Annotated in this window: 16 protein-coding genes and 1 pseudogene; 5 read left to right on the forward strand and 12 right to left on the reverse strand. The window is 37.8% G+C overall.

The genetic code is table 11. The features are described from left to right. Positions 1-11 precede the first annotated feature (11 nt). Entirely contained in the window at positions 12-899 is an 888-nt protein-coding gene (gene galU / locus HQN87_RS18165; protein ID WP_173136288.1) for a UTP--glucose-1-phosphate uridylyltransferase GalU, read from the forward strand. A 48-nt stretch (positions 900-947) separates the two neighbouring features. Here galU and HQN87_RS18170 read toward each other — a convergent pair whose 3' ends face one another. From HQN87_RS18170 to HQN87_RS18195, 6 genes are all read right to left on the reverse strand, one after another. Beyond that, positions 948-3,716, reverse strand: a complete 2,769-nt coding sequence (locus HQN87_RS18170) for an O-antigen ligase family protein (RefSeq protein WP_173136290.1) — start codon at positions 3,714-3,716, stop codon at positions 948-950. 384 nt (positions 3,717-4,100) lie between these two features. Then, positions 4,101-5,072 carry a glycosyltransferase gene (locus HQN87_RS18175; RefSeq protein WP_173136292.1) on the reverse strand — a complete coding sequence of 324 codons (972 nt, stop codon included), beginning with the start codon at positions 5,070-5,072 and terminating at the stop codon, positions 4,101-4,103. A gap of 15 nt (positions 5,073-5,087) precedes the next feature. Continuing rightward, complete coding sequence (locus HQN87_RS18180) at positions 5,088-6,344, reverse strand: ABC transporter ATP-binding protein (protein ID WP_254075540.1); 1,257 nt, start codon at positions 6,342-6,344, stop codon at positions 5,088-5,090. Between the two features lie 42 nt (positions 6,345-6,386). Continuing rightward, a complete protein-coding gene (locus HQN87_RS18185; protein ID WP_173136294.1) occupies positions 6,387-7,127 on the reverse strand; it encodes an ABC transporter permease in 741 nt (246 codons plus the stop codon). Positions 7,128-7,197: 70 nt separating this feature from the next. Continuing rightward, on the reverse strand, positions 7,198-10,407 hold the full coding sequence (locus tag HQN87_RS18190; protein WP_173136296.1) for a glycosyltransferase: 3,210 nt from the start codon (positions 10,405-10,407) through the stop codon (positions 7,198-7,200). A gap of 52 nt (positions 10,408-10,459) precedes the next feature. After that, entirely contained in the window at positions 10,460-11,593 is a 1,134-nt protein-coding gene (locus tag HQN87_RS18195; RefSeq protein ID WP_173136298.1) for a class I SAM-dependent methyltransferase, read from the reverse strand. 296 nt (positions 11,594-11,889) lie between these two features. Here HQN87_RS18195 and HQN87_RS18200 point away from each other — a divergent pair, with 296 nt between their 5' ends. Beyond that, the gene (locus HQN87_RS18200) at positions 11,890-12,804 is read left to right on the forward strand and encodes a glycosyltransferase family 2 protein (RefSeq protein ID WP_254075555.1); all 915 of its coding nucleotides are present in this window, start codon (positions 11,890-11,892) and stop codon (positions 12,802-12,804) included. A gap of 961 nt (positions 12,805-13,765) precedes the next feature. Next, positions 13,766-15,324, forward strand: a pseudogene (locus HQN87_RS18205) (IS1182 family transposase). A gap of 114 nt (positions 15,325-15,438) precedes the next feature. Here the strand turns inward: HQN87_RS18205 and HQN87_RS18210 are convergent. From HQN87_RS18210 to HQN87_RS18235, 6 genes are read right to left on the reverse strand one after another with little or no spacing between them, the layout of a single operon-like run. Next, entirely contained in the window at positions 15,439-16,377 is a 939-nt protein-coding gene (locus HQN87_RS18210; protein ID WP_173136302.1) for a glycosyltransferase family 2 protein, read from the reverse strand. Then, positions 16,370-16,762 (reverse strand): sugar 3,4-ketoisomerase, encoded by a 393-nt coding sequence (locus tag HQN87_RS18215; RefSeq protein WP_216857351.1) that lies wholly within the window; start codon positions 16,760-16,762, stop codon positions 16,370-16,372. The genes HQN87_RS18210 and HQN87_RS18215 overlap by 8 nt, the downstream gene beginning before the upstream one ends. Then, positions 16,749-17,282, reverse strand: coding sequence for a GNAT family N-acetyltransferase (locus tag HQN87_RS18220; protein ID WP_367272747.1), 534 nt, complete (start codon positions 17,280-17,282; stop codon positions 16,749-16,751). The genes HQN87_RS18215 and HQN87_RS18220 overlap by 14 nt, the downstream gene beginning before the upstream one ends. Continuing rightward, a complete protein-coding gene (locus tag HQN87_RS18225; protein ID WP_173136308.1) occupies positions 17,273-18,376 on the reverse strand; it encodes a DegT/DnrJ/EryC1/StrS family aminotransferase in 1,104 nt (367 codons plus the stop codon). Before HQN87_RS18225 ends, HQN87_RS18220 begins: the two co-directional genes overlap by 10 nt. Before the next feature lie 26 nt (positions 18,377-18,402). Continuing rightward, entirely contained in the window at positions 18,403-18,807 is a 405-nt protein-coding gene (locus tag HQN87_RS18230) for a GtrA family protein (protein WP_173136310.1), read from the reverse strand. Positions 18,808-18,836: 29 nt separating this feature from the next. Next, entirely contained in the window at positions 18,837-20,993 is a 2,157-nt protein-coding gene (locus HQN87_RS18235) for a glucosyltransferase domain-containing protein (RefSeq protein WP_173136312.1), read from the reverse strand. Between the two features lie 428 nt (positions 20,994-21,421). Between HQN87_RS18235 and rfbB the strand changes: the two genes are divergently transcribed. Continuing rightward, a complete protein-coding gene (rfbB, locus tag HQN87_RS18240) occupies positions 21,422-22,444 on the forward strand; it encodes a dTDP-glucose 4,6-dehydratase (RefSeq protein ID WP_173136314.1) in 1,023 nt (340 codons plus the stop codon). An 8-nt stretch (positions 22,445-22,452) separates the two neighbouring features. Next, complete coding sequence (gene rfbD, locus HQN87_RS18245; RefSeq protein ID WP_173136398.1) at positions 22,453-23,313, forward strand: dTDP-4-dehydrorhamnose reductase; 861 nt, start codon at positions 22,453-22,455, stop codon at positions 23,311-23,313. The last annotated feature ends 101 nt before the right edge of the window (positions 23,314-23,414 follow it).

Below are 23,414 nucleotides of genomic sequence, written 5' to 3' on the forward strand. Positions count from 1 at the left end.
GGAGCCATGAGATGAAGATCCGTAAAGCGATTATTCCTGCTGCCGGTCTGGGAACCCGCTTCCTGCCTGCGACCAAAGCGATGCCCAAAGAAATGCTGCCCATCGTAGACAAACCCACGATTCAATATATTGTTGAGGAGGCGGTTGCTTCCGGGATTGAAGATATTATTATTGTGACAGGTAAAGGCAAGCGAGCAATCGAAGACCATTTCGATAATTCATTCGAACTGGAATTCAATCTGGCAGAGAAGCAGAAGTGGGAGCTGCTGGAATCGGTGCGCAAATCCTCCGAGATGGCTGACATTCACTACATCCGTCAAAAAGAACCGCGCGGTCTCGGACATGCCATCTGGTGCGCCCGGAAATTTATCGGTAACGAGCCATTTGCAGTCTTGCTAGGAGACGATATTGTGGAGTCGAACAAGCCTTGCCTGAAGCAGATGATCGAAGTATACGATCAATATAGATCCTCCATTGTGGGTGTCCAGCAGGTGCCTTGGGAAGAGGTTTCCCGTTACGGGGTAGTGGACGGATCTGAACTAGCGGAACGTGTATATAAAGCCAACCGCCTTGTAGAAAAGCCGAAGCGTGAGGATGCTCCATCCAACCTGGCGATTCTGGGACGTTATATCCTGACTCCACGTATCTTCGATATGTTGGGTGAACAGCAGGTAGGTGTAGGCGGAGAGATTCAGCTTACAGATGCGATTTCCCGTTTAAGTGAAGTAGAGCGGATTATTGCTTATGATTTCGAAGGCAGAAGGCATGACGTCGGCGAGAAGATGGGTTTTATCCAGACCAGCATTCACTACGCACTTCAGCATGAGGAGCTTAAGGAAGGGCTGTTAGAGTATCTGAAGGAAGTTATTGAGCAGGAAGAACGGCTGTTCACCAAATAGTATTAAAAAAGCGAACTACTGTACTCAGACAGTAGCTCGCTTTTTTTGTTATTGAAGGTTCTTAAAGCTAGTGCTAACAATTTCATTCACCCGATCAGCTTCGGCAGGATCTGCTGCAATCAGTTTTCCGTAGACCACCTGATCTTGGTCGCTTCCTGATTTTGCAAGTGCTGCTAAGTACCAACGTGCAATCTCACGGTTAGTTGGATCACTGTAATCCTCACTCAATCCAGACTTTAAGGTGGATATGGCCGTCTGTAGTGCTGGAGGCTGCTCTTGTGCAGACATAACTTGAATTTTTCCAGCATTGAGCGTAATAGCAGGTGGAATATTTTTCGCATGAAGATCTGTGTATATTTGTCTGTAGGCTATCTGTCCGATCTCCAAATGTAGTGTCTTATCGGCATCGTTCTTCTGAGTGTACGCCTGTTGAGCCAGGTCGTATGTGCGCGTAATTAGCAGGCTATACCAGTTTGTATCCCAGAGACTTGCGCTATTAATGACATCAGAATACTGATCATTGAAGCCCATTTTCAAGGCAGCGGCTGCAGCCTCATCATCGCCTGCTAGTAACTGGAGTCTGCCAGCGTTCAATGCCATCGTAGGTGTAACCGAGAACGGACGGCCCTGCAACTGCTCAGGCGGCAATGTTTTCAAATGCTCTATGCCATCCAAAACATGCTTGTACGCATCCAGTCCAGCGGCGAGGTATTCCTGTTTCTTGGCCTCATCCTTCTGCTCATTAGCTGCCGCAGCAAGCGTCTGAGCACGGTTAATCAATGACTCATACCATGTAATATCCCAGTTGAACTTGTAGGCATTGTCACTATATACTGCCAATGCCATATCAGGCTGGCCCTTTAGATCGTAATAGCTGGCCAATTGAGCCAACAGATTTTTGTTGTAAGGCTCATCTTTCAAAGCGCGAGTCAATACATTGGACGCTTCAGCCAGATATTGTTCGTCTTGGGTTTGCTTGAATACCTGCATGTCAAGAGTAGATAGGTATAATGCTGCTTCCGGATGGTATGGACGGGCATCTAATGCTTTAACCAGAGGTGTCTTGATCTCCTCGTAGGAAGTACTAACCGAAACTAAATTTTTGCCTTTCAGCGCCGCATTGCTGGACCCAATATAACTGATCGACAGGAACAGCAGAAATACCGTCCCGATGGTCAGGACAGCCATGTAACCCATCCGAATCCCTGTTTTGTTCCAGCTCTGGCGGAACGGTTTGTTATCCATTACAGCGCCCATACCAGCCAAACCGATGAAGACCAGAATACCCATGAATGCGTAACTCATATTAAAGTCCAGCAGACTGTGTACAAGGATAGACAGCGCAATAATGTAGAAGAAGAATCCGTTATTGAACTCATCTTTGTCACGTTTCAGGTAGGCACGAATGTATTTGTAGAAAATATATCCGATAAAGCCCATAAAAACAATGAACCCGACAATCCCGACTTCGATCAAATACTGTAGGAAGAAGTTATGAACCTGACGGCTTATATAAGGGTTGTTCTGGTACTCTTCATATAAGGAAGCCCAACCGCCGCCGCCTGATCCGAGAATCGGATAATCCTTCACAACCTTCATGGCATCTTTGTAGAAAGTGAACCGTTCGAGTACACTATGCTGTTTAAAGTTAATGTTCTCCAGCCGTGTCTCGATATTATCCGGTAAAACACTTTTCAAGCCTGTTCCGATAAGCAGGAAAGCAACGATAGCCACAGCTACGACTGAGCCGAGCGGAATCCACATTCCGGTGAATTTGCGGGATTCTGAGCTCCCCAGCTTCCCATACAGCCATGGTGCAATATAACGTTGAATCAACCATCCTAGTACGGCAACAACTGCCGAGGCGCCAATCAGATAGGCCCAGGCCTTAAGTGCAGCTGATGAGGTATAAGCCGTATTTAACTCTGTGCCAAGTGTAGTTAGCGGGTTGGTAACCAGCAGAGCCGCAAGGCCGGATATCGCCAGATGAATAATCCAGAGAATCTGCTGTGCAGGCTTCAAGAACAGCAGGAGCAGGATGAACACTACCGGCAGCATAACAAGTCCCCCACGGGACAAGGTCAGCAGCAGAGATACAATAATCGGAACCAGCATGAAGCTGTGGGTCAGCATGCCGTACCACTTTTTGGAGCGGACCAAGGCATACACCGCCACGAACAGGAAGGCCATGAGGAAGGCGGCATAAGTATTGGCATACTGGAAAATAGAGGTCAGACGCAGCCCGTTAGAGTCCGTCATGACAGCATCCAAATATTTATCACCACGCACCGTATTCGAGAACCAGCCTACCAGCCCACCCGCGAATTTCCAACTGCCAAGCCAGTTTAACAGACCGAAACCGACGATGAAATAAGCAATCGCCAGAATAGCATTTTGAATGACAACATTTAGTTGCTTTTGCTGGAGCAAATATAACGCTATAATGAATATTGCGACATACATGCTCTGAACAAACAGCAGGTTCATCGCCATATAATGCGAAGCAGCGCCAATAAGCGACAACGCGTAGGTTGCAGGCAACAGCAGCGAGGTCACAGCCAGCGCATCACGCTGTCCCTCTAGCCTGAACTTGGTGAAGTATAGGCCTATCCACAACAGCAACAACAGGCTGCTAAGCAGCGAGGACATATAAATTGGCTTCTCAAAGTCAATCTGCTGCCCATTAAATAATCCCACTTGAAACGGGGTCCAGACTAAAAAAACAATGAACCCAATCACCAAAGCCCATATGTAACTGGATATCTTTTCAACATTTCTCGACTGAACCGCATTTTTACCGTATACTGGTTTCGACACGTTATGAGCTCCTTTTTCTTTAGGTACTTGGATATTTTAACATATCCATAATTATCAGACCACCTGTTAAGCGTCGATAGTAGCTTCGAATTTTAATATACGATACGGACTTACTTGATAATTTGTGTTACTCGCGTATTGCAAAATGAATATTGACTTCTTAATTGATGTATTACTTACAGGTTATCTCACCCAATGCTATTGTACTCTAGATTGTGTGGTGCAAATCGGTCTGCAGACATAAAGCCGGACTAATGCTTTAAGCTTAGCTAACTAAAACTTAAATATAAACTCTAAAAAAGAGATGTGGAAGCTGCGTGGTGATTTGCTGCTCCTGCATCTCTTAAAGATGTTTATGGGGACACTGTTGTCTCACTATCGTTATTATTCAATAATATATTTAAACAAGGACTCCCGAAGTTCTGTATTATCTAAAATTTCTAACTCTGGATTCTCCTCTCCGCGCTTCTTACCCGCTTCAAAATATGAACGTAAAATCCAAAGTAACTTATCATTTCCTTGTAAATTAATTGATTCACTGAGTTCTTCTAATTCCAGTATAGAATTCCCTTTGAAGATATGAGTAGATTCAAAACGGTGAAGATTAGCTGCATAAATCCAGCATATTTCAAAAAGCATATGTTTTCTATTAGAGCTAATTGTATTGTTCCCATGGATGCGATAGCCCATTAAGGCTTTCTCAATAAGAGCGCATTTCCCATATTCTGCAGCTCTAAGTGCGAAATCCCAGTCATGTGCAAAACGTAGATTTCTCATTCCGCCAATCGCGTTATAAAGCTCCCTGGTAAATACCATATTACTTGTTGTAGAAATGAAATTAGACATAAGTAGATTTTTTACAAAATTATTGTCTTTAGCAAAAGATTTTGCTTTATTTGGGACACTCCAAGGTTCCATGTTTTTCCAACCTTTTTTTGTACCTTGATGTTTCCCTGTTTCATTTATAACTTTGATATACGTGCTTACTAAGTGGGTATTAGAATTTTGAAGAAGATAAGCAATACATTGTTTTAGTCGATCTTTCTCATACACATCATCTGAATTTAGAATTGTTAAAAATTCTCCTGTGGCGAGGTCAAGTCCACGATTAATAGTATTATGCGCGCCTCTATTCTCTTGTGAAATCACTTTTAAACGTTCATCGTTAAAGTTTTGAGCGATATTAAAGGAATTGTCGTGGGAGCCATCGTCAATAATAATTAATTCTAAGTTTTTATAAGTCTGATTCAAGACACTTTGAATAGCTTCTTTTATAAATTTCTCATGGTTATAAAGAGGAATGACTACTGAAATTTTTAATTCCTCACTAATACTTGATTTTTTTTTGAAGAACATAAAAAATTCCCCCAGTTAGATTTTCTTAAGTTCAATTCCAGTTGGGACCAAATATCCGCGTCCTTCTTGATAAGGTCGTTCGTCTCTAACAACAATGATTAACGCATCATTAATCCATTGAATTTGTTCATGAGCTTGATAAGTTCCGTTTGCTAATGCAATATCAAGCGAATATTTACCATTACGCAAGTGGGGAAATTCCATTATGAATTGATAATGATAGGTTTGGCCTTTTTTTAAAGGTTCAAGTAATACTTTTTCAAAATGAGTGTTGGTTACAATCACTGAATTTCCAAGGGCATCTTTAAGAGTGAAGCCCAGAATGGGCATATCAATTTCATTTTTGATTTTTATCGTGAAGTCAATACCTACTACATCTCCGCCTTTAACAGTAACAGACTCTCTACCAGTATCAAGATTAATAAGTTGAAGAGTCTCAAAGAAACCGTCACCATTGCCAAAGGCCTGAGCGTTTGTTTGATTAACTTCTACTGTTTCCTCACTCTTCACATTATATGAAGTGACTGACTGCATCTCTTTAATGTCATAACTCATGAAAGCCTGGTATTCATCTAGTATTTTATCTGGTCTCCCTTCTTTAAAGATACGCCCCCCGTCCATCCAAATGATACGATCACAGAAACTGGCTAGAGCCCCTGTATCATGGCTAACCATCAAGACCGTTCCTGTCTTTTTAATTTCTCTAATTTTGCGATAACATTTTTGCTGAAATCTCATATCGCCAACACTTAAAGCTTCATCAACAATTAATATTTCTGGATTAATATTTATAGCCACTGCGAATGCGAGGCGAACAAACATCCCGCTTGAGTAGGTTTTAACAGGTTGGTGGATAAACTCACCGATATCAGCGAATTCGAGTATATTCGCCAGGCTGTCATTAACGTATTCCTTGCTATATCCCAGTAATGTAGCGTTTAAATAGATGTTCTCAAATCCAGATAAATCTCCATTGAAGCCAGCTCCTAGTTCAAGGAGTGCAGATATATTACCGTTTACTTCAATTTGTCCTGAAGAAGGTGTGAGTACTCCAGTTATCATTTTTAAAAGAGTAGACTTACCAGATCCATTTTTTCCAATAATCCCAACGGTTTCTCCACGATTAACACTAAAAGACACCTGATTTACTGCATGAAATTTTTGGTGATATTTTTTTTTAGTTGGATTTAAAACTTCTTTTATGCGATCTATGGGCTGATTATAAAGTTTATATACTTTTGATATATTCTCTACATTAATAAGACGGTCCAAAATATTCAACTCCTTGCATTAACCGGATTAATATTTGTTTTATCAAAGTACATCTGCAAAATGAGATTTCATTCGTTTATAAAAACTAATTCCAATGATTCCGATGACAATAATTAAGGTCCAGAAATAAAGTGTCTGTCTTGGATGAGCAAAAAACCAAGTGTGATTAATTAAAGCTTCACGGTATCCATTGATAATATAATAAATAGGATTGAGTTTTATTAGCCATCTAAACTTTTCAGGAATTGTAGACTCCTGCCACATTATAGGAGTGAGCCATATTCCAAACTGCAGTAATATACCTACAATTTGAGTGGTGTCTCTAAAAAATACGTTGACTGTCGAAATTAAATATGCAATCACAGTAACAAAGGCAAAAAGACAAATATTGAAATACAAAATACTAATTAGCTGAACTCCTGGGAAATGACCATAAGCGGTATAAATCAAAATAAGTAAGACATTAAAAGCAATATTCAAAAAAAATGAAGCTGTTACTTTTACAAGAGGTAATAAACCAATTTTGAAAACCATCTTTTTAACAACAAAAGAATAGCTTGTAAATGCACTGGTTGAATTGATAATCGCGTCAGCAAAGAAATTCCAAGGAATCATTGCTGCAATTAACCATAATATAAAAGGGACATTTGAAACAGGCTGCGCCCGAAAGCCAACTTGAAAAACAAACCAAAAAATTAATATTGTCATTAAGGGCTGAATTACAGCCCAGACAACACCGAAATAAGATCCGGAAAATCTACTTTTAAAATCGCTTTTGGACATATTGTAAAGTAATTGTCTGCTTCTCCAAATGCCACGAACTGAATTAAAAATGTGAATCTCTCCTTTATTTTTATATCTTTGAGATATATTTATCTAAAGCTTTTTGAAAAGACTGATTCATTAATTCAGCTGCTCTTTCAGAAGAAAAGAAATCAATAAGATCAGCAGATTTCGTTGCTAAATTATTTTTATAAAAATCCAAGTTATTATAAAATTCATCAAAAGAGTTTACTAGCATATTGATTTCTTGACTTTCCGAAACTAAACCAATTTGCTGATCTTTAACGAATAAAGATATATCTCCTACATCAGTAGAAAATACGGGTGTTCCGACGCACATGGCTTCAATCGTAACAATAGGTAGCCCCTCATAAATTGACGCAATAATTAGCCCGTCAGTTGCTCTTATAAAGCCTGGAACGTCAGAGATATAACTGATACGATGGATGCGTTTTTTTAAATTTTGTGATTTACTGATAGCTTCTGAAACTTTTGATGATAATTCCCCATCTCCAACCATTATAAAATCTACATTCTCGTAAGTCTCAACTATATGTTTTGCCAGGGCTAGGACTTTTAGTGGTTGTTTTTGCTCAGTAAATCGACCTATAAAAGTAAAATAGTGTCTATTAGGATCAAGATTGAATTTGATCAATTCGTCTTCTCGAGAATAGGATCCCCTGGACATTTGGAGAATTTTATAATTATCTACAGCAGGATAGACCAAGTCAATATCTTTGTCACTGATGCCGTAAGTATTGATAAATTTATTGCGAATTTTTTGATTGATGGCTATGAATCGGTCATATGAATGAATTGCCGGTTGATTGTAGTACTGAATCCAGCCATATTCATAGTCATAAACATCTTGGACAATAATTCCTGCATCATTAAAAATCCTTCTAATTTTATTATTATTTTCCATCATCCAAGGTGAACTGTTACAAATCCAAAGAAGATCTGGTTTGTATGATGACTTTAATATTTCAAGTAGTTTAAGATAGTGATTAAAGGATGAAATCTCCGCTAAATCATAGTAATCTATTCCCATGTCAGCAACCTGATAAAAAAGGCTTCCTTGTTCTGTTCGATGGCGTTCAAAAGTCACTACTATGAAATCATATGTTGCTTTCAAACGTTCCATAATATCAATTGTATTTCGTTCAACTCCCCCAACAGCCATAAACACTGGCAAAACAAGAACAAGGGGTTTAGTCTTTTTCATTTCACTTATAACAAAATGATCATTCCATAATAATTCCTGCGCTTGATTTACATACAGTTCTGAGTCTCCTAATAGTTTTATATTAGGAATGGGCAAAGTTAAATTTATTTCATTACTGATTTGTTTGCTTCCAGGAATCCTTAAATGTCTACCAGTAGAAGAAGGTGATTCCTTTATAAAAGTGTCATAAGGAGCTAGACTTTTTGCCAAAATTGTTGAGTCTTTTAGAGAAAATCCGTTAATTATGGGGAATTCCTTTAGGCTGTCTGATACAATAACAAAATCATAGTGATATTGAACTAAACAAAAAAGACTATTGAGCATTTGGCTAGCTTCCATAGAATGATCAATATTGGTGAATTCATAAATATATTCTAAAGAATCCTCTGATGAACATGAGGAGGAGTCAAAGTGAACATTTCTTAAAAATAAACAAGCTTTTTGGTAAGATTCCACCAAGGAGGCAACATCCTTTTCTGCAGGACCTTTAATGGTAATCCAAAGTTTCTTTTTATCGCTAACCTGCTTGTTAATTTGTAATTGATGTACTGAGGGTATGTTCTGGTTTTTGCCTTTAGTTTTATATAATTTAATAGCTTTTTTGGAACCTTTTTTTAATGCACGTAAAGTTTGTTTGATATAATATGATATCTTTTTCCGTAACAGATAATTAATCGCAAACCTTATTTCTACTGATGCTGTGGTACTAGGCAGTGGGTCACTTATAAGTATAGGGTCTGTTTGGTTGGAGAAATCATAAAAATTCCCGTGCACAACCTTTGCATTATTAAAGCAAAAATTTAAAGGTGTTTTAGTACCATCTTCTAAACACACATGTGCATCCATCAATTTTAACTTGCAGTATTGATCCAATGGGTCAAAGCGCAATCTCCCCAAAAATTCGCTTGGGATTATCACATTAATATAATTGTATTTTTCACCTGCTGTTCTAAAGGTATACGAGTTATTTTCGGAAAAATTATTGTCTAAATCATAAAATATCTGTGATCTTCCAAAAAACAAATAACGAAAAACAAACCTTTTAGCAGCGTTGCTTTTTTTTGGCTTGAAATCAATATAACCTTCAGCAAGTCCTAAATACATATAATAACTAAAGATAGCAGCATAAAATTTTGAACACAATTGTTTTAATTTGCTTGAATCTCGTTTTGTTAATATTTTTTCAAAGATTTTTGTACAACTCATCATGAATGAAATTAAAATTCGTCCGATATCTCCAACGAAATCTACGTGGCTATTTCTTGAAGCATAAGAGTAGAATTTAGTATGGAATTCATTAATGTCTACTTTGATTTCATCTGCGCTTAAGTCAGGGTGTAAACTTTTAAAAGTATTTAACTCTTCACCAGCGGATTTCTGTCTCCTACAAAATTTCTCCACACTATCATAAATATGATCATGATAACCCAAAGCATTTGGATTATATACAATTTGAACACCAAGTTTATGCAACCGATAACCGAGATCAACGTCTTCAAAACCATATTTCTTAAAGGAATGGTCAAACAAATTATCCAATTTCAGAAGTTGTTCGCGTGAAACGCTTATATTTGAAGTATAGAAGTGTCTAAAGTCTATAACCTCAAATGGTTTCATACCCACAAAGCCAAATTGCTCACACCCAATATCGGTAATATGCTTCATAAGATGATTCATTTTTATTCCCTCACGCCATTCAATACAGCCAAGTGTTGCATAATCATTTCCAAGTTTAAGGTAAGATTCGTAATGCTCATTGATAAAATTTGGAGTTGGAAAGATATCATCACCTGTAAAAATAATGATTTCTCCATTGGCATACTGGTAAGCATGGTTTCGCGCTTGCGCAGCTCCGCCATGCCTATTCTTAAGAACTCTTATTGGGAGATCTTCACAATCCATGAGAATGTCTACAGAGTTATCATGAGATTCGTCATCTGAAAATATGAGTTCGTACTCATACTTAGTATGTTCGTCTACGTTTCTCCAATGATTTAGTAGATCGGGTAATAAAGCCGCTCTGTTAAATACTGCTATAATTATACTAATCTGCATTTTGCACCACCATTAAGAGTATAAGATTAATTACGTATATTTTAAACAAACCTTACTTGTTAACAGCTTCCATCAATTGCTTATAGAGATCGTCAACAACCTCACTAATTTCAATTTGAGTCAAGATTTTAAAGTATCCTTTAATCGTAAAGTATGTTGCACTATCAAAATCCCCTTTTATCTCGAATTGAGGGTCAATATTCATGAATAAGAACCCCTTTTTATAATACTTAAGTGCATTAAGCGGAATGATAGAATCAATAGTACCATCCGTTAGTATAGCTTCAATATTGCAGACGCAAAAGCAATTTTCCACAGGATCAAATCTGAATTTATTTTTATTTTGAATTTGAGAAATATCAAAGGAAAGAGAGAAATTATTTCCTGTATCAGTGATGAGTGCTGCACTTTGCTTATGTTCCTGTGAATAAAAATTATCAATGTCACTGACGTACAAAGAGGCTAGATTTATTCCTGCAACAGAGTCATACTTATAAACGGAACTTAAATCAAAAGGAGAACTTACTCCACGTTCATTGGAACATAACGCTATCATGTACTTTCCTTCATTATCGATGCTTTCATTCTGAATAACTCTTACTCTTTTTTCGTTTTGTGACTCATCTCGGATATTGGAAACTACATGTAAAGATTGGTTGAATATTTTTACATTTTCGAACTCTTGTTTCAAGAATAGTTTAAAGTCTTCAGGATAGAATTCGGATAAATGAAAAGGGTTACGATATCCGCTTTTATCTGTATAAATCAATTTATTAGGAGTTGACATGATTAATATCCCATCTGATTTCAGTACACGTTTGGCTTCTTTCAAGAATAAGTTCTGAATATTGGCATCAACATGCTCAATAACTTCAAAATTAACTATACAATCAAATTCAGCATCTTCGAATGGTAATGATTCAAGGGATGCTTGTTTAAAATTTAAATTTCCTTGATCTGTATAGTGTTCTTTACACCACTCAATAGTCTCTTCAGAGATGTCAATACCGGTAACTTCTTTAGCAAACTGAGACATGAAGAAAGATCCATAACCAGTGCCACAACCCGCATCTAAAACTTTTAAATTCTTCAAGCCATTAGTAATTGATTTGTAACGATGAACATGTTCAGCTTCAATTTCTACACCATCATTTTCAGGAATAAATCTTTCACCTGTATATTCCATTATATTCTTTAAACCTCCTGAAATCTTATAATAAAAGCCGCTTGTTTTTGGGTTTTTGTATTAGAAAAGCAAAAATTAACCCATTAAGCGAAACTAGATCAATGGTATCACTAAGATATTATTCTCGCAAGCAACTGTATCATTTAACAATTATATAATTTTGGGAAGTTTAAGTATTATCTAAGGATTGTGACCCCAAGTATTATGAGGTACACTATAAACTATATGTGTATTAGTTAAGTGAGTTTGACTTTAAAGCATTTCTAGACCATATCAGGAGGCGATGGAAGGTGGATATGCAGATTCTTCTATCGACGTACAATGGAGAGCAATACATAGAAGAGCAGATCGATAGTATAATGAGCCAGTCTTTTAGTGATTTTAAATTGCTGATTCGAGACGATGGGTCAGAAGACAATACAGTTCCCTATATTGAAAAATGCTTGGAAAAGTATCCTGGGAAAATTATTTTTTTTACCGGGAGAAATATTGGTGCAAAAGCAAGTTTTTTTGAACTTCTGCGACATTCTGATCCTATGTGCTTATACTACTCGTTCTGTGATCAAGATGATGTTTGGTTGGAACACAAAATATTAAGGGCAGTATCGGCTATGGAAAATGAAGATGATAATCTTCCACTGTTATATTTTACATCTACGATGCTAACCGATTTTAATTTAGAACCACATAAGATTTGGCCACGGTATTCAAATTTACGCCCATCTTTTAATAATGCTCTTGTAGATAATGTAGTAGTAGGAACAACTGCTGCTTTTAATAATAAGGCAAGGGATGTGCTGTTATCCAGAAATCCAGATTATCAATATGTAATTATGCATGATTGGTGGGCTTATTTGTGTATATCAGTTTTTGGAAAGGTTCTTTATGATAAGGAACCTTCTGTATTATATCGCCAGCATCAAAATAATTTAGTAGGTGGGGACAGAGGCTGGTTGGATTTCTTTCGGAGAAAGTGGCGAAGTTATTCAACTAACAGAAGTAGCCGCCATCTCTACTATCAAGCAAAGGAATTTATGACTTGTTTTGGAGATAGTATGTCAGCTGAGGAATATAATAAAATATTATGTTTCTGTTCACCGAGAATAACATATATCTCTCGAATCAGGTATATGAAAAAGAGTGGACTGTATAGGCACTCATTTCTCGAAAATGCTATATTGAAATTCTTGATATTAAGTGGATATATTTAGAAGTGATTATGGAAGGCGAAAATGAATTGCAAAGTATTGGAAGGATCGGAGTCTATGTTTTGGATTGCGTTTGCTAAAGTAATATATATTATTCTTTAAACCCTGCGCCTATAAGGACGTTTTTTAAGTGTCATAGGAATGGATGGCTATTTTAATTAATCTGGTCCTAATTATTATTTAATTGGGGAATGGTTCTTGTGCTGCAATATTATATTTTACTTGATCTTTTCACTCCTAAGTAAATGTTATACTTTTTCAGCTTTGTTTGTCGGTCAGAAGTTTTTCAAAATAATAAGTAGGTAATCACTATGTAATATTTTTAGTTCATCATGTGATTACTGAACAGTTATTGATTAGGTTTATAGGGAAGATGATTACTCAAACTGAGACCTACTGCTTATTTATTATTAATTGCTTTGTTCTAATGCTAGTAACTCCTTTACTTGTAAATTGTGAAGTTAACAGATAAAATCACTGCTTATGCTAAAAATTTTATTTTATCATAGTACAAGAATTTTAGTATTATACGGTAGAACTAAACTTGCGGATGTTTCTATTTAACTGAAGAGGATCCTTTATAAAACATATATGAACTGTTATTATCAATAACAAATAAATCAGAAAGACATAATAAGCAGAATTAAAAGGGGCTGTCCCAAAAGCCATGAAATGGCTGCTTGAGACAGCCCTTTGTTTTGAAGTAGAATCAACGTGAGCAATTGGGTGGACGCTGCGCGAACGGACCGTTGTTCAAATCGCTGTGCTCTCCAGATTTTTTTCATTCCCCTTAGCGGTGAAAATCCGGAGACCAAGGCGACCGCTATCGCTTTTACACAATCGTTCCGTTCTCTCCGCTGTTTAAGCGGAAAATGGACGACAATATTTATAAAAACGCAAAAAAAGAAACCTCTCTTTTGTTAAAATGGAGTTACCACACAACCATTTCAAAGGAGAGGTTTCTTTGTACATTCAATATACCATGGACCAACTTTGCTTGCCAATGGATCTGGAGGAAGATATCCCGGAAAATCACCTCGTTCGCGTCGTGAATGCCGCCGCCAATCGGCTGGACAACGCCATTTTTGACGCGGCCTATCCCGGCGGCGGCCGTGACAGCTACCATCCTAAAATGCTCACCAAAGTCATCATCTACGCTTACACTCAGCGAATCTATTCATCTCGCCAAATCGCCAAAGCGGTCCGGGAGAACATTCCCTTCATGTGGCTGGCCGGACGGCAGCGACCCGACTTCCGCACGCTGAATCGCTTCCGTTCCCAGCGGATGAAGGATGTCCTTGAAACGGTATTTACCGCCGTGCTTCAGTTTTTGGCGGACGAAAAATACGTTTCTCTGGAGCATTATTTTGTGGACGGAACTAAGATCGAAGCGAATGCCAATCGCTACACCTTTGTCTGGAGCAAAGCGGTCAGCAAACACAAAGCGAAACTGCAAGATAAGGTACAGGCCCTATTCGCTGACATTGAGGCAGCGGAAGAGCAGGAAGAACAAGAGAACCCGGGCAAAGATCTGGCTGAACTCAGCACGGGTTCGGAAATGAACAGTGAGAAACTCGAACAAGCCGTGCAAAAGCTTGAAGCTCAGCTTGCCGAAAAACCGAAAGACAAGCCCCAAAAAAAGACGGTTCGGAAGTTGCGTAAGGATTTGCTCCCTCGACTGCAGAAGTACGAACAATATCAAAAGCTGCTTGGGGACCGGAACAGTTTTAGCAAGACCGATCCAGAGGCAACGTTTATGCGGATGAAAGAAGATCACATGCGAAATGGCCAACTGAAACCGGGATACAATGTGCAAATCGGGACCGAAAACCAATTTATTTTAACCTACAGTATACATCAAAGACCGACCGACACCCGCTGTTTAGAGCCGCATCTGGAAAAAGCCCAACAAATCCTCGGGAAATGGCCAAAGACAGTCATTGCAGACGCAGGTTATGGCAGTGAAGAAAACTACGCCTATCTGGAAAAGAAAGAGATACAGGCGGTGGTGAAGTACGGCAGCTACCACAAGGAAAAGACTAAAGTCTGGAAAGCGAATGTGGGTAAAATCGAAAACTGGACATACGATACAGCCGAGGATCATTGGACGTGCCCAGCTGGGAACAGGCTGCATTTCCACAGGGAAAGCAAGGAGACCCTAGAGAGTGGCTATGAAATTCGCAGACGGCATTACCGAAGAGCTCCTGTGAAGGCTGCCCCCTAAAGGAGCGTTGCACGAAAGCGGCAGGAAATCGGGAAGTGGTCGTCAACCTGGAACGGCTGCGATACCAGAAACAGGCGCGTGAAATTCTACAGAGTGAAGAAGGTTACACCTTGGCCGTACGCCGAATGACGGAACCGGAAAGTGTATTTGGACAACTGAAGAATAACCGGGGCTTCCGGCGATTTCTGCTTCGCGGCATGGAGAAAGTGACGCTTGAGGTCGGATGGCTTTCCCTTGCTCATAATTTGCTGAAGCAAGCCGCCAATGACCAAAAACGCAGAGCAGCGATCCTCCAATAACGGGAGAATCGCTGCTCTGCTCACTTTTGTGGCATTAAGAATGAAGAGAACGGTCTTCCGCCGTAGAAAATCCACTTTTGGGACAGCCCCTTTTGTATAGTTATTGTTTTAGAATTAATTAATAGTTTTGCTCTTCTCATTTGTCTCATCAATAATATATACTGGTCTTTTTCTTGCAGCATCCATTGTACGCCAAATATATTCTCCAAGTATTCCAAAGGTTAGCATAATAAGCCCAAATGAGAATAATGTGATGATCATCAATGTTGTCCAACCTTCTACATTTATGCCACCAAATATTTTCAATATAAATACTAAAATGCCCCATATAAAAGAGAATCCAAAGAACAAAGCTCCAACAGTTGACATAAATCTTATAGGAACAAATGAAAAACTTACAAGCGAATCAACAATTAGTTTAATCTTTTTAGCTAAGGTCCACCTAGATTTACCTATTTCACGTTTTTTGCGAGTGTAATAAATCATATCAGTTTTAAAACCTGCCCAAAGAACTTGAAGTGTTAATGCGGAATTCTTTTCATCAAGCAACTTTAATACTTCAATTACCTTACGGTCAATTAAATAACAATCAAATCCCCCTTTAGGCATTGACATCATAGCTAATTTTCTTATTAGCATATAATAGGTGTTAGCAAATAGCTTTTGAGAAAAACTCTCTTCTCTATCTGAGCGCACGGCAAGGACAACTTTATTACCATTTTTCCAACTTTCAAACATTTCCAGGATGAGCTCAGATGGTTCTTGTAAATCGGCTGCCTTAATGGTGGCACAATCACCTGTACATAAGGAAAAACCAGCAAGACAAGCTGCGTGTGAGCCGAAATTTCGCGAAAGCTTAAGTATTTTTATGTGATTATCCAATTTAGCAAGTTTGTTCATTATTTCCCATGAGTTATCACCAGATCCGTCATCCACCATTACGATCTCATAAGCATCTATTTTAGTGAGGACTTTTTCTTTCAAATCACTATAAAGCAACTCTAAACTGTCCTCATTGTAATATACAGGAATTATGATTGATAATTTATACATTTCTCTTTGTTTCCTTTACAAAATCATTGAAATCTCTTATATACTCCGAACCATTATAATGTTCACTTGCTAATACTAATAGAATAGAATCAGAGGAAAAATCGTACATATCTTTCCAAATCATCTTTGGGAGATAAACTCCTGTATGAGGCTTGTCCAAAACAAAGATAGCTTCATTTCTACCGTCAGATATTTTGATTTTTGAAGAGCCACATACATTTATTAATACAAATTCAGTTTCTCTATTTGCATGTTGTCCTCTTATTACATTAGGATCAGAGCCATAAATATAAAAAACACGTTTTATATCAAAAGGGATATCGTTATTACCCTCAACAATGACAAGCTTTCCTCTATCATCTCCATTTTCTTTAAATGTGATCATTTTGTAATTTTCTGTTATCATACTCACACCTCATCATCCTATACCATTTTAGATTTTTCAAATTCCCATTAACTTTAATATGGTTTATAAATTCACCTTCGAAGACAAACCCAATTCGATCATAAAAACCTATGGCATTATGATTTTCAGATAATACATTTAAATAAATTCTGTTGAGTTTAAGCTCTTTAAAACCGATACTAAGAATACTCTCGGTACCAAATCTCCCAGCGCCTATTCCTTGACTACTTGAGCGTAATACTATAGCATATTCTCCGGTTCCAGCTTCTACATCGATATTTTTAAGACTTACTGTGCCCAAGTATTCATCGGATTCATCAACTATAGCTAAGTGTTTATTAACTTTATCCTTATTACTTTTCTCAATGAAAGAATGAATTGAATTAATATTGGCTGTATTTGGATTCATCCGAAAAAAAATATTGACTGATGGGTCCCTCATCCATTCTAAAATGAAGGCGGCATCCTTTGATTGAAGAGATCTAATTTTCATATGCATTCCCTGTATTTATTTATTATATTTATTATATAAGATTGTTCTTCGTTGGTCATTCCATTAAAGAGAGGAAGAGATAAAATCTCATTTGCATATTGTTCTGTAATAGGTAAATCTCCTCTTTTTACATTCAAATAGTTATAAGCTTCTGATAAATGCGGAGGAATTGGATAGTGGATAATCGTGCCAATGCCATTTTTCTCTAGATACTCGATTAGTTCTGCACGACATTTTACCCGTATAGCGAATTGGTGCCATACAGTTGTTGCATTGTTTCTTATTCGTGGAAGTTCAATATTTGGAACATTAATTTCGTTTAAATATCTTTCACATATCTTTTTTCTCTCATCATTCAATTCCTGTATGTGGGATAGACGTACTCTTAATAACCCGGCCTGAATTTCATCAAGTCTAGAATTGGTTCCTACTACCTTATTGAAATACCGTTTTTCACTTCCATAGTTTCTGAAAGTTCTAAAATCTTCCGCAATTTTATTGTTATTAGTTACGATAGCTCCACCATCACCAAAAGCCCCAAGGTTCTTTGACGGATAAAATGAGAAACAACCTATATCTCCAAAAGTGCCTGTCATTTTTTGATTAAAGTAAGCTCCATGTGATTGGGCACAATCCTCAACAACACGAAGATTATGCTTCTTTGCAATTCCCATGATCTTATCCATATTGGATGCTTGCCCATATAAATGAACAACTAAAATGGCTTTAGTTTTAGAATTGATCTTTTCCTCAATCTTTGAAGCGTCTATATTATTATAGAGATCTGGCTCAACAAAGATAGGAGTTGCACCATTTATTGTAATCCCCATAACACTTGCGATATAAGTATTGCCCTGTACGATTACTTCATCACCTTTTCCTATATTTAAAACTCGAAAAGCAATCCATAGTGCATCTAAACCATTAGCAAGTCCTACACAGTAGTCCCCACCTGTGTATTGCGCAAACTCTTCTTCAAATGATTTAACTTCATGACCTAGGACGTACCATCCAGAACGCAACACTTCTAATGCCTTTTCTTCGAATTCTTTTTGATACGCCAAGAAACCTCTATCAAGTCGATTCGGTAAGATTTTCATGTCAGCATCCTTTCAAATAATAAATCTTATTTTTTTATTTCTTTAAAAGTCCACACTTTATTAAGAACGAAATTGTAAGGAAGAGTGATGAGGACGGTTAAAATAGGCGCTAAAGTTTCTGAGACATTAAAAAAACTTACCCAAAGATACATCGCAATAACATTTAGTGAAAAAGAAGATCCGTATATAACATAATACTTCAAAATCGAACTTCCGGCCTTAGCTTCTTTAAATTTAAAAACCCAAAATTTATTGAGTACATATCCTAAAATGGAACTTATAAAATATCCAATGATGTTGGCAAACATATAATTCCATTTAAAGTAAAGTAATAAATAATAGATCAGTAGTGAGAAAATGGTGTTAATTCCTCCAACAATTCCAAACTTTAAAAATTGTATAAGTATTTTTGTATTCATATCTGTTTTCATATTTATTCCTTTTATAATGTATTAAGTGTTTAAGGCAATTTGATGACGAAACTCCCATCAATGAATTTAATTGAATTGTAGCTGGGCCAAGCTTCCATACTTTCTAGGTAAGAAGAGGCTTTTTCTACATCTTCAGTAGAAGGAATTTGGAAATTATAACCTGTTACTTCATTAAATAAGAAAATTTTTGAGAACTGGCGGATTGCAGGAATATTATAATCTGCCCAAGTGGTGTTTTCCAAATTCCCAATCGCTGGGCTTCCTACAATAATTAATTTTGCAGTTTGAGAAAAGTTTTTATTAATTTCTATACGAGATACTATTCTGGTAACAAGACTCCTTTCGAGAGTATTTAATCGGTACTGATCCAATGCTACACGTCCAATACGTCCCATATTACTAAATAGTACAAGTGAAACTAAAAAAGATATTACTATTCTTCTGAAAGTTAATTGTTTTGTTGTTTTTTTTAGTATATCAAAACTTAGTAATACTAAGATGCCTTGAAATATTCCAAAAGAGGTAAAGGACCGTGAGGAGATCTCAACTGGGCGAAGTAAAGAGAAACCCAAATTTGCGAATAATCCTAGAAAAGGTATCAAAATAAAACTGAAAAAAACTAGTATTAGCTCTTTTGCTGGAACTTGATTAGATGCCCCTTTTTTTACAACATACAGTATAAGTGTACTTAGGAAAATGATTAAAAGTACAATATTAATTTTGCCGGAATTAAAGGGGTTATCATTAAATATATAAATACTAAGATTATTGAAAATCTTATTCCAGTATTCGGAAGTGAAAATATTTTGTATAAGTTCTCCGATGTTATTTCCGCTATAGGCAAGTGTTGGTGGCCAAATATAGAAACTGATTTTCAATCCTACCGTATACACAATAAAAGATAAAAAGTAAATTATAAGGGGGCAAAGTTTGAAAAAATTACGTTTGGAATTCCCCAAAATATTTTTATCGGGATCTACTGGTACTAACAATTTATAGATAAATACCAAAAAAACAATTGGGAAAAAAATTTGATAAATAGTCAAAGAACACACATAACCAATTATAGAAAGTATGAGGAAATATGGATTTGGTTGTCTAACATATTTTTCTCCGAAAATCACACCTAGTGTTAATGCAATTATTGCAAAGGCGCTGTATGCTGGTATAATACTGTAATGGAAAATTTCAGAAATGAATGGGTTAGTTGTGAATATTAATACAAAAGATAGTGAAACTATAAATGACTCTATTTTGAGCATACGGGTGAAAAAAACACCCAGTATTGACATCGAACCAATGAATATTATCGGTCCTAATGGTTTAGTTAATGGTTGGATATTCATATAATAAAAAATCTGTGCTAAAACAGCTTCTAAATATCTTCCAGTAGAATGGAAGTTATAACCAAGGGTATCTATATTGATACTATAAAGTTGATTTAGATAGTAGTCATCAATGGAATATAAAGTATTTGTTATATAAGGTAAGTAATATAATATTGCAATTAAGAAACTACTTATTAAGAGTATAAGTTCTTTTCGGTCGAAAAAAGCGATTGTTTTCTCATACAATCCTGAACTATTCTTGACGGTCTCTCTATTCATTTCATTATTAAGAAAATATGATCGGAAAACGGTTATGAGATACACAACTGCAACAAAAAAGAATGTAATCCAAAACCATAACACATCGTTATGGAATACAATCTTTACATTTGCTATTACGGCTGATACTCCTGGGGCGTCAGTTAAATCCAACCTTAAAGATTTAAGTCTTAACTCTTTTGTGAAAACAACTGAGTTCTCTCCATTTTTGAGTGTCATATTATAATGCTGTTCTCCAGAGAAGTTATCTTTCCCAGTAGCATAATATATTTGTGCGTTTGTATTTTCCTTACTCAAGCTTGTTAATTCGATTTTTACTTCTTTTATGGTTTTCATTCTTGTAAGTTCAACTGTTATCCATGGGTCTGATGATTTAGAAGTGAGAATGTCCCCGTGGCGCTCAAAGTCTTTTAATCCGGAATATAGTTGATTCTTAGATATACTAATTTGATTACTCAATGACGGTGCCTCAACTACAATCCGACCGGATATTATATAAGATAATCCACAATATAATATTATCATTCCTCCAATTAAAAAGCCCCACAACCTTAAACTTGCAAAAGATTTTTTGCTCATCTGTTTTTCTCCCCCTGAAATTGCAAACTCAACCACGCTATTATCAACTAAAGGTTTTACAAAGTTTCTTTGAAATTTACAACGATTTTACTCTAAACGAAAGTAATTATAACATGTAAGTTTTACTCAGACGAGTAATTAATTTGAGTGCTTAAAGAATTAAATGAAAATTATAGCTTGTTTTATTGAGGGAAATCAAGTAAAGAGGTAAAGTGGTAAGGAAAAATTGCAAAAAAAGTTACTTGTTAATAATATAATATCTAATATAATTATGTAGCATTTGATAAATGAAATATAAGAATGAACTTGCACTTGATTTATTAGATTTCAGCAAGTTGGATTTATAATATTCCTTTATTTGAGCTTTCAGCATATTATAAAAGTAGGTAAGGTTAAAAATATCCAATGATTATAAAGGTGGTCAACAAATGAAACTCCTCATCACCGGCGGAGCCGGCTTCATCGGCAGCAACTTCGTAATCTACATGCTGCAGCAACACCCTGGTTATCAGATCGTCAATGTGGATGCGTTGACGTATGCAGGTAATCTGGAGAACTTGAAATCTGTTGAGAATCATCCGAACTATACGTTTGTGAAGGCGGATATTACCGATGTAGCGGCGATGGATGCACTGATTAGTGACGGTGTAGACGTGGTGGTTAACTTCGCTGCTGAGTCGCACGTGGACCGGAGTATTTTGGAGCCGGAAGTGTTTGTGAAGACTAATGTGCTGGGTACTCAAGTGCTGCTGGATGCGGCTAAGAAATATAGTGTGACTAAGTTCGTTCAAGTGTCCACGGATGAGGTCTATGGATCGCTTGGTGCTACAGGTCTGTTCACGGAAGAGACTCCGCTGACGCCGAACAGCCCGTATTCTGCAAGTAAAGCAGGCGGCGACTTGCTGGTGCGTGCTTATCATGAAACCTTTGGGTTGCCAGTGAACATTACCCGTTGCTCGAATAACTATGGTCCTTATCAGTTCCCGGAGAAGCTGATTCCTCTGATGATCTCGCGTGCGCTGGCAGATCAGGCTTTGCCTGTGTATGGAGACGGAATGAATATACGTGATTGGTTGTATGTTGAGGATCATTGCAGCGCAATTGATCTGGTTATTCATGAAGGTGTGAATGGTGAAGTGTACAACATCGGCGGCAACAATGAGCGGACGAATGTGCATATCGTGAATACTGTGCTTCAGGAGCTCGGCAAACCGGATTCGCTGATTACGTATGTTCAGGACCGTCCCGGGCATGACCGCCGTTATGGCATTGATCCAACGAAGATTACGAATGAACTGGGCTGGAAGCCTAAGCACACGTTCGAAACCGGCATTAAAGAAACTATTCAGTGGTATCTGAATAACAAGGAATGGTGGACCCGCATTCAGTCTGGCGAATACCAGAAATATGCCGCACTCCAGTACGGTACCCGCCTGGGAGACTCCCTGTAATGGCGAAGATGAAGGTGTTTGTCACAGGCTCTGGCGGGCAACTGGGGCAGGATCTTATGCTTTTGCTTCAAGGGCAGGGGTATGAGGTGCTGGGTTGTGACCGTCAGGAGATGGATATTACCGATCTGGGCCAGTGCCAACAGACTATTGGTGCGTTTGCTCCCGATGCGGTCATTCATTGTGCGGCTCATACGGCAGTGGATGCAGCTGAGACTGATGTGGATGCAGCGTACCTGATTAATGCTACAGGAAGCCGGAATGTGGCGCTCGCTGCTGAGAAGGTAGGGGCTAAGCTGGTCTATATCAGCACGGATTATGTGTTCGGTGGTATGGGTGAACAGCCTTACCATGAATATGATAATACCGATCCCAAGAGTATCTATGGGAAGTCCAAGCGTGCTGGAGAGGTATTAGTTCAGTCGTTATCCTCCAAGTATTTCATCGTACGCACCTCATGGGTCTACGGCAAATACGGCAATAATTTTGTCAAAACCATGCTGAAGCTGGGGCAGGAAAAGCCGCTGCTACAGGTTGTTGACGACCAAAAAGGCTCGCCCACCTATACTGTGGACTTAGCCAGATTCCTGCTGGAGCTGATCCAGACGGAAAAGTATGGAGTATACCATGCTTCAAACAGTGATTCCTGCACATGGTATGAATTCACTCAGGCGATCTTCGCTGAAGCTGAAGAATTACTAGGTCTAAAATTTACGGCGAAGCTTGAGCCTTGTGCTACGGAGCAATTTCCCCGTCCGGCGCCGCGACCGCGCAACTCTGTGATGGAGCATCTGGCGATCCGTACCAACGGATTCCAGGATATCCGTCCATGGCGTGAAGGACTGAGAGACTTTCTATTGGAATTGAGTTAAAGTGCTAGCCGATCTAAACTGTCAGTGGGTGGTCTATGTAGATCTGTGAATCCTCATTAATCTTTGGAGGAAGATTAATGAGGATTTTAAAATGGCATGAA

The sequence above is a fragment of the Paenibacillus tritici genome (assembly GCF_013204885.1).
In the GTDB taxonomy this organism is placed as follows: Bacteria; Bacillota; Bacilli; order Paenibacillales; family Paenibacillaceae; genus Paenibacillus_AQ; species Paenibacillus_AQ tritici.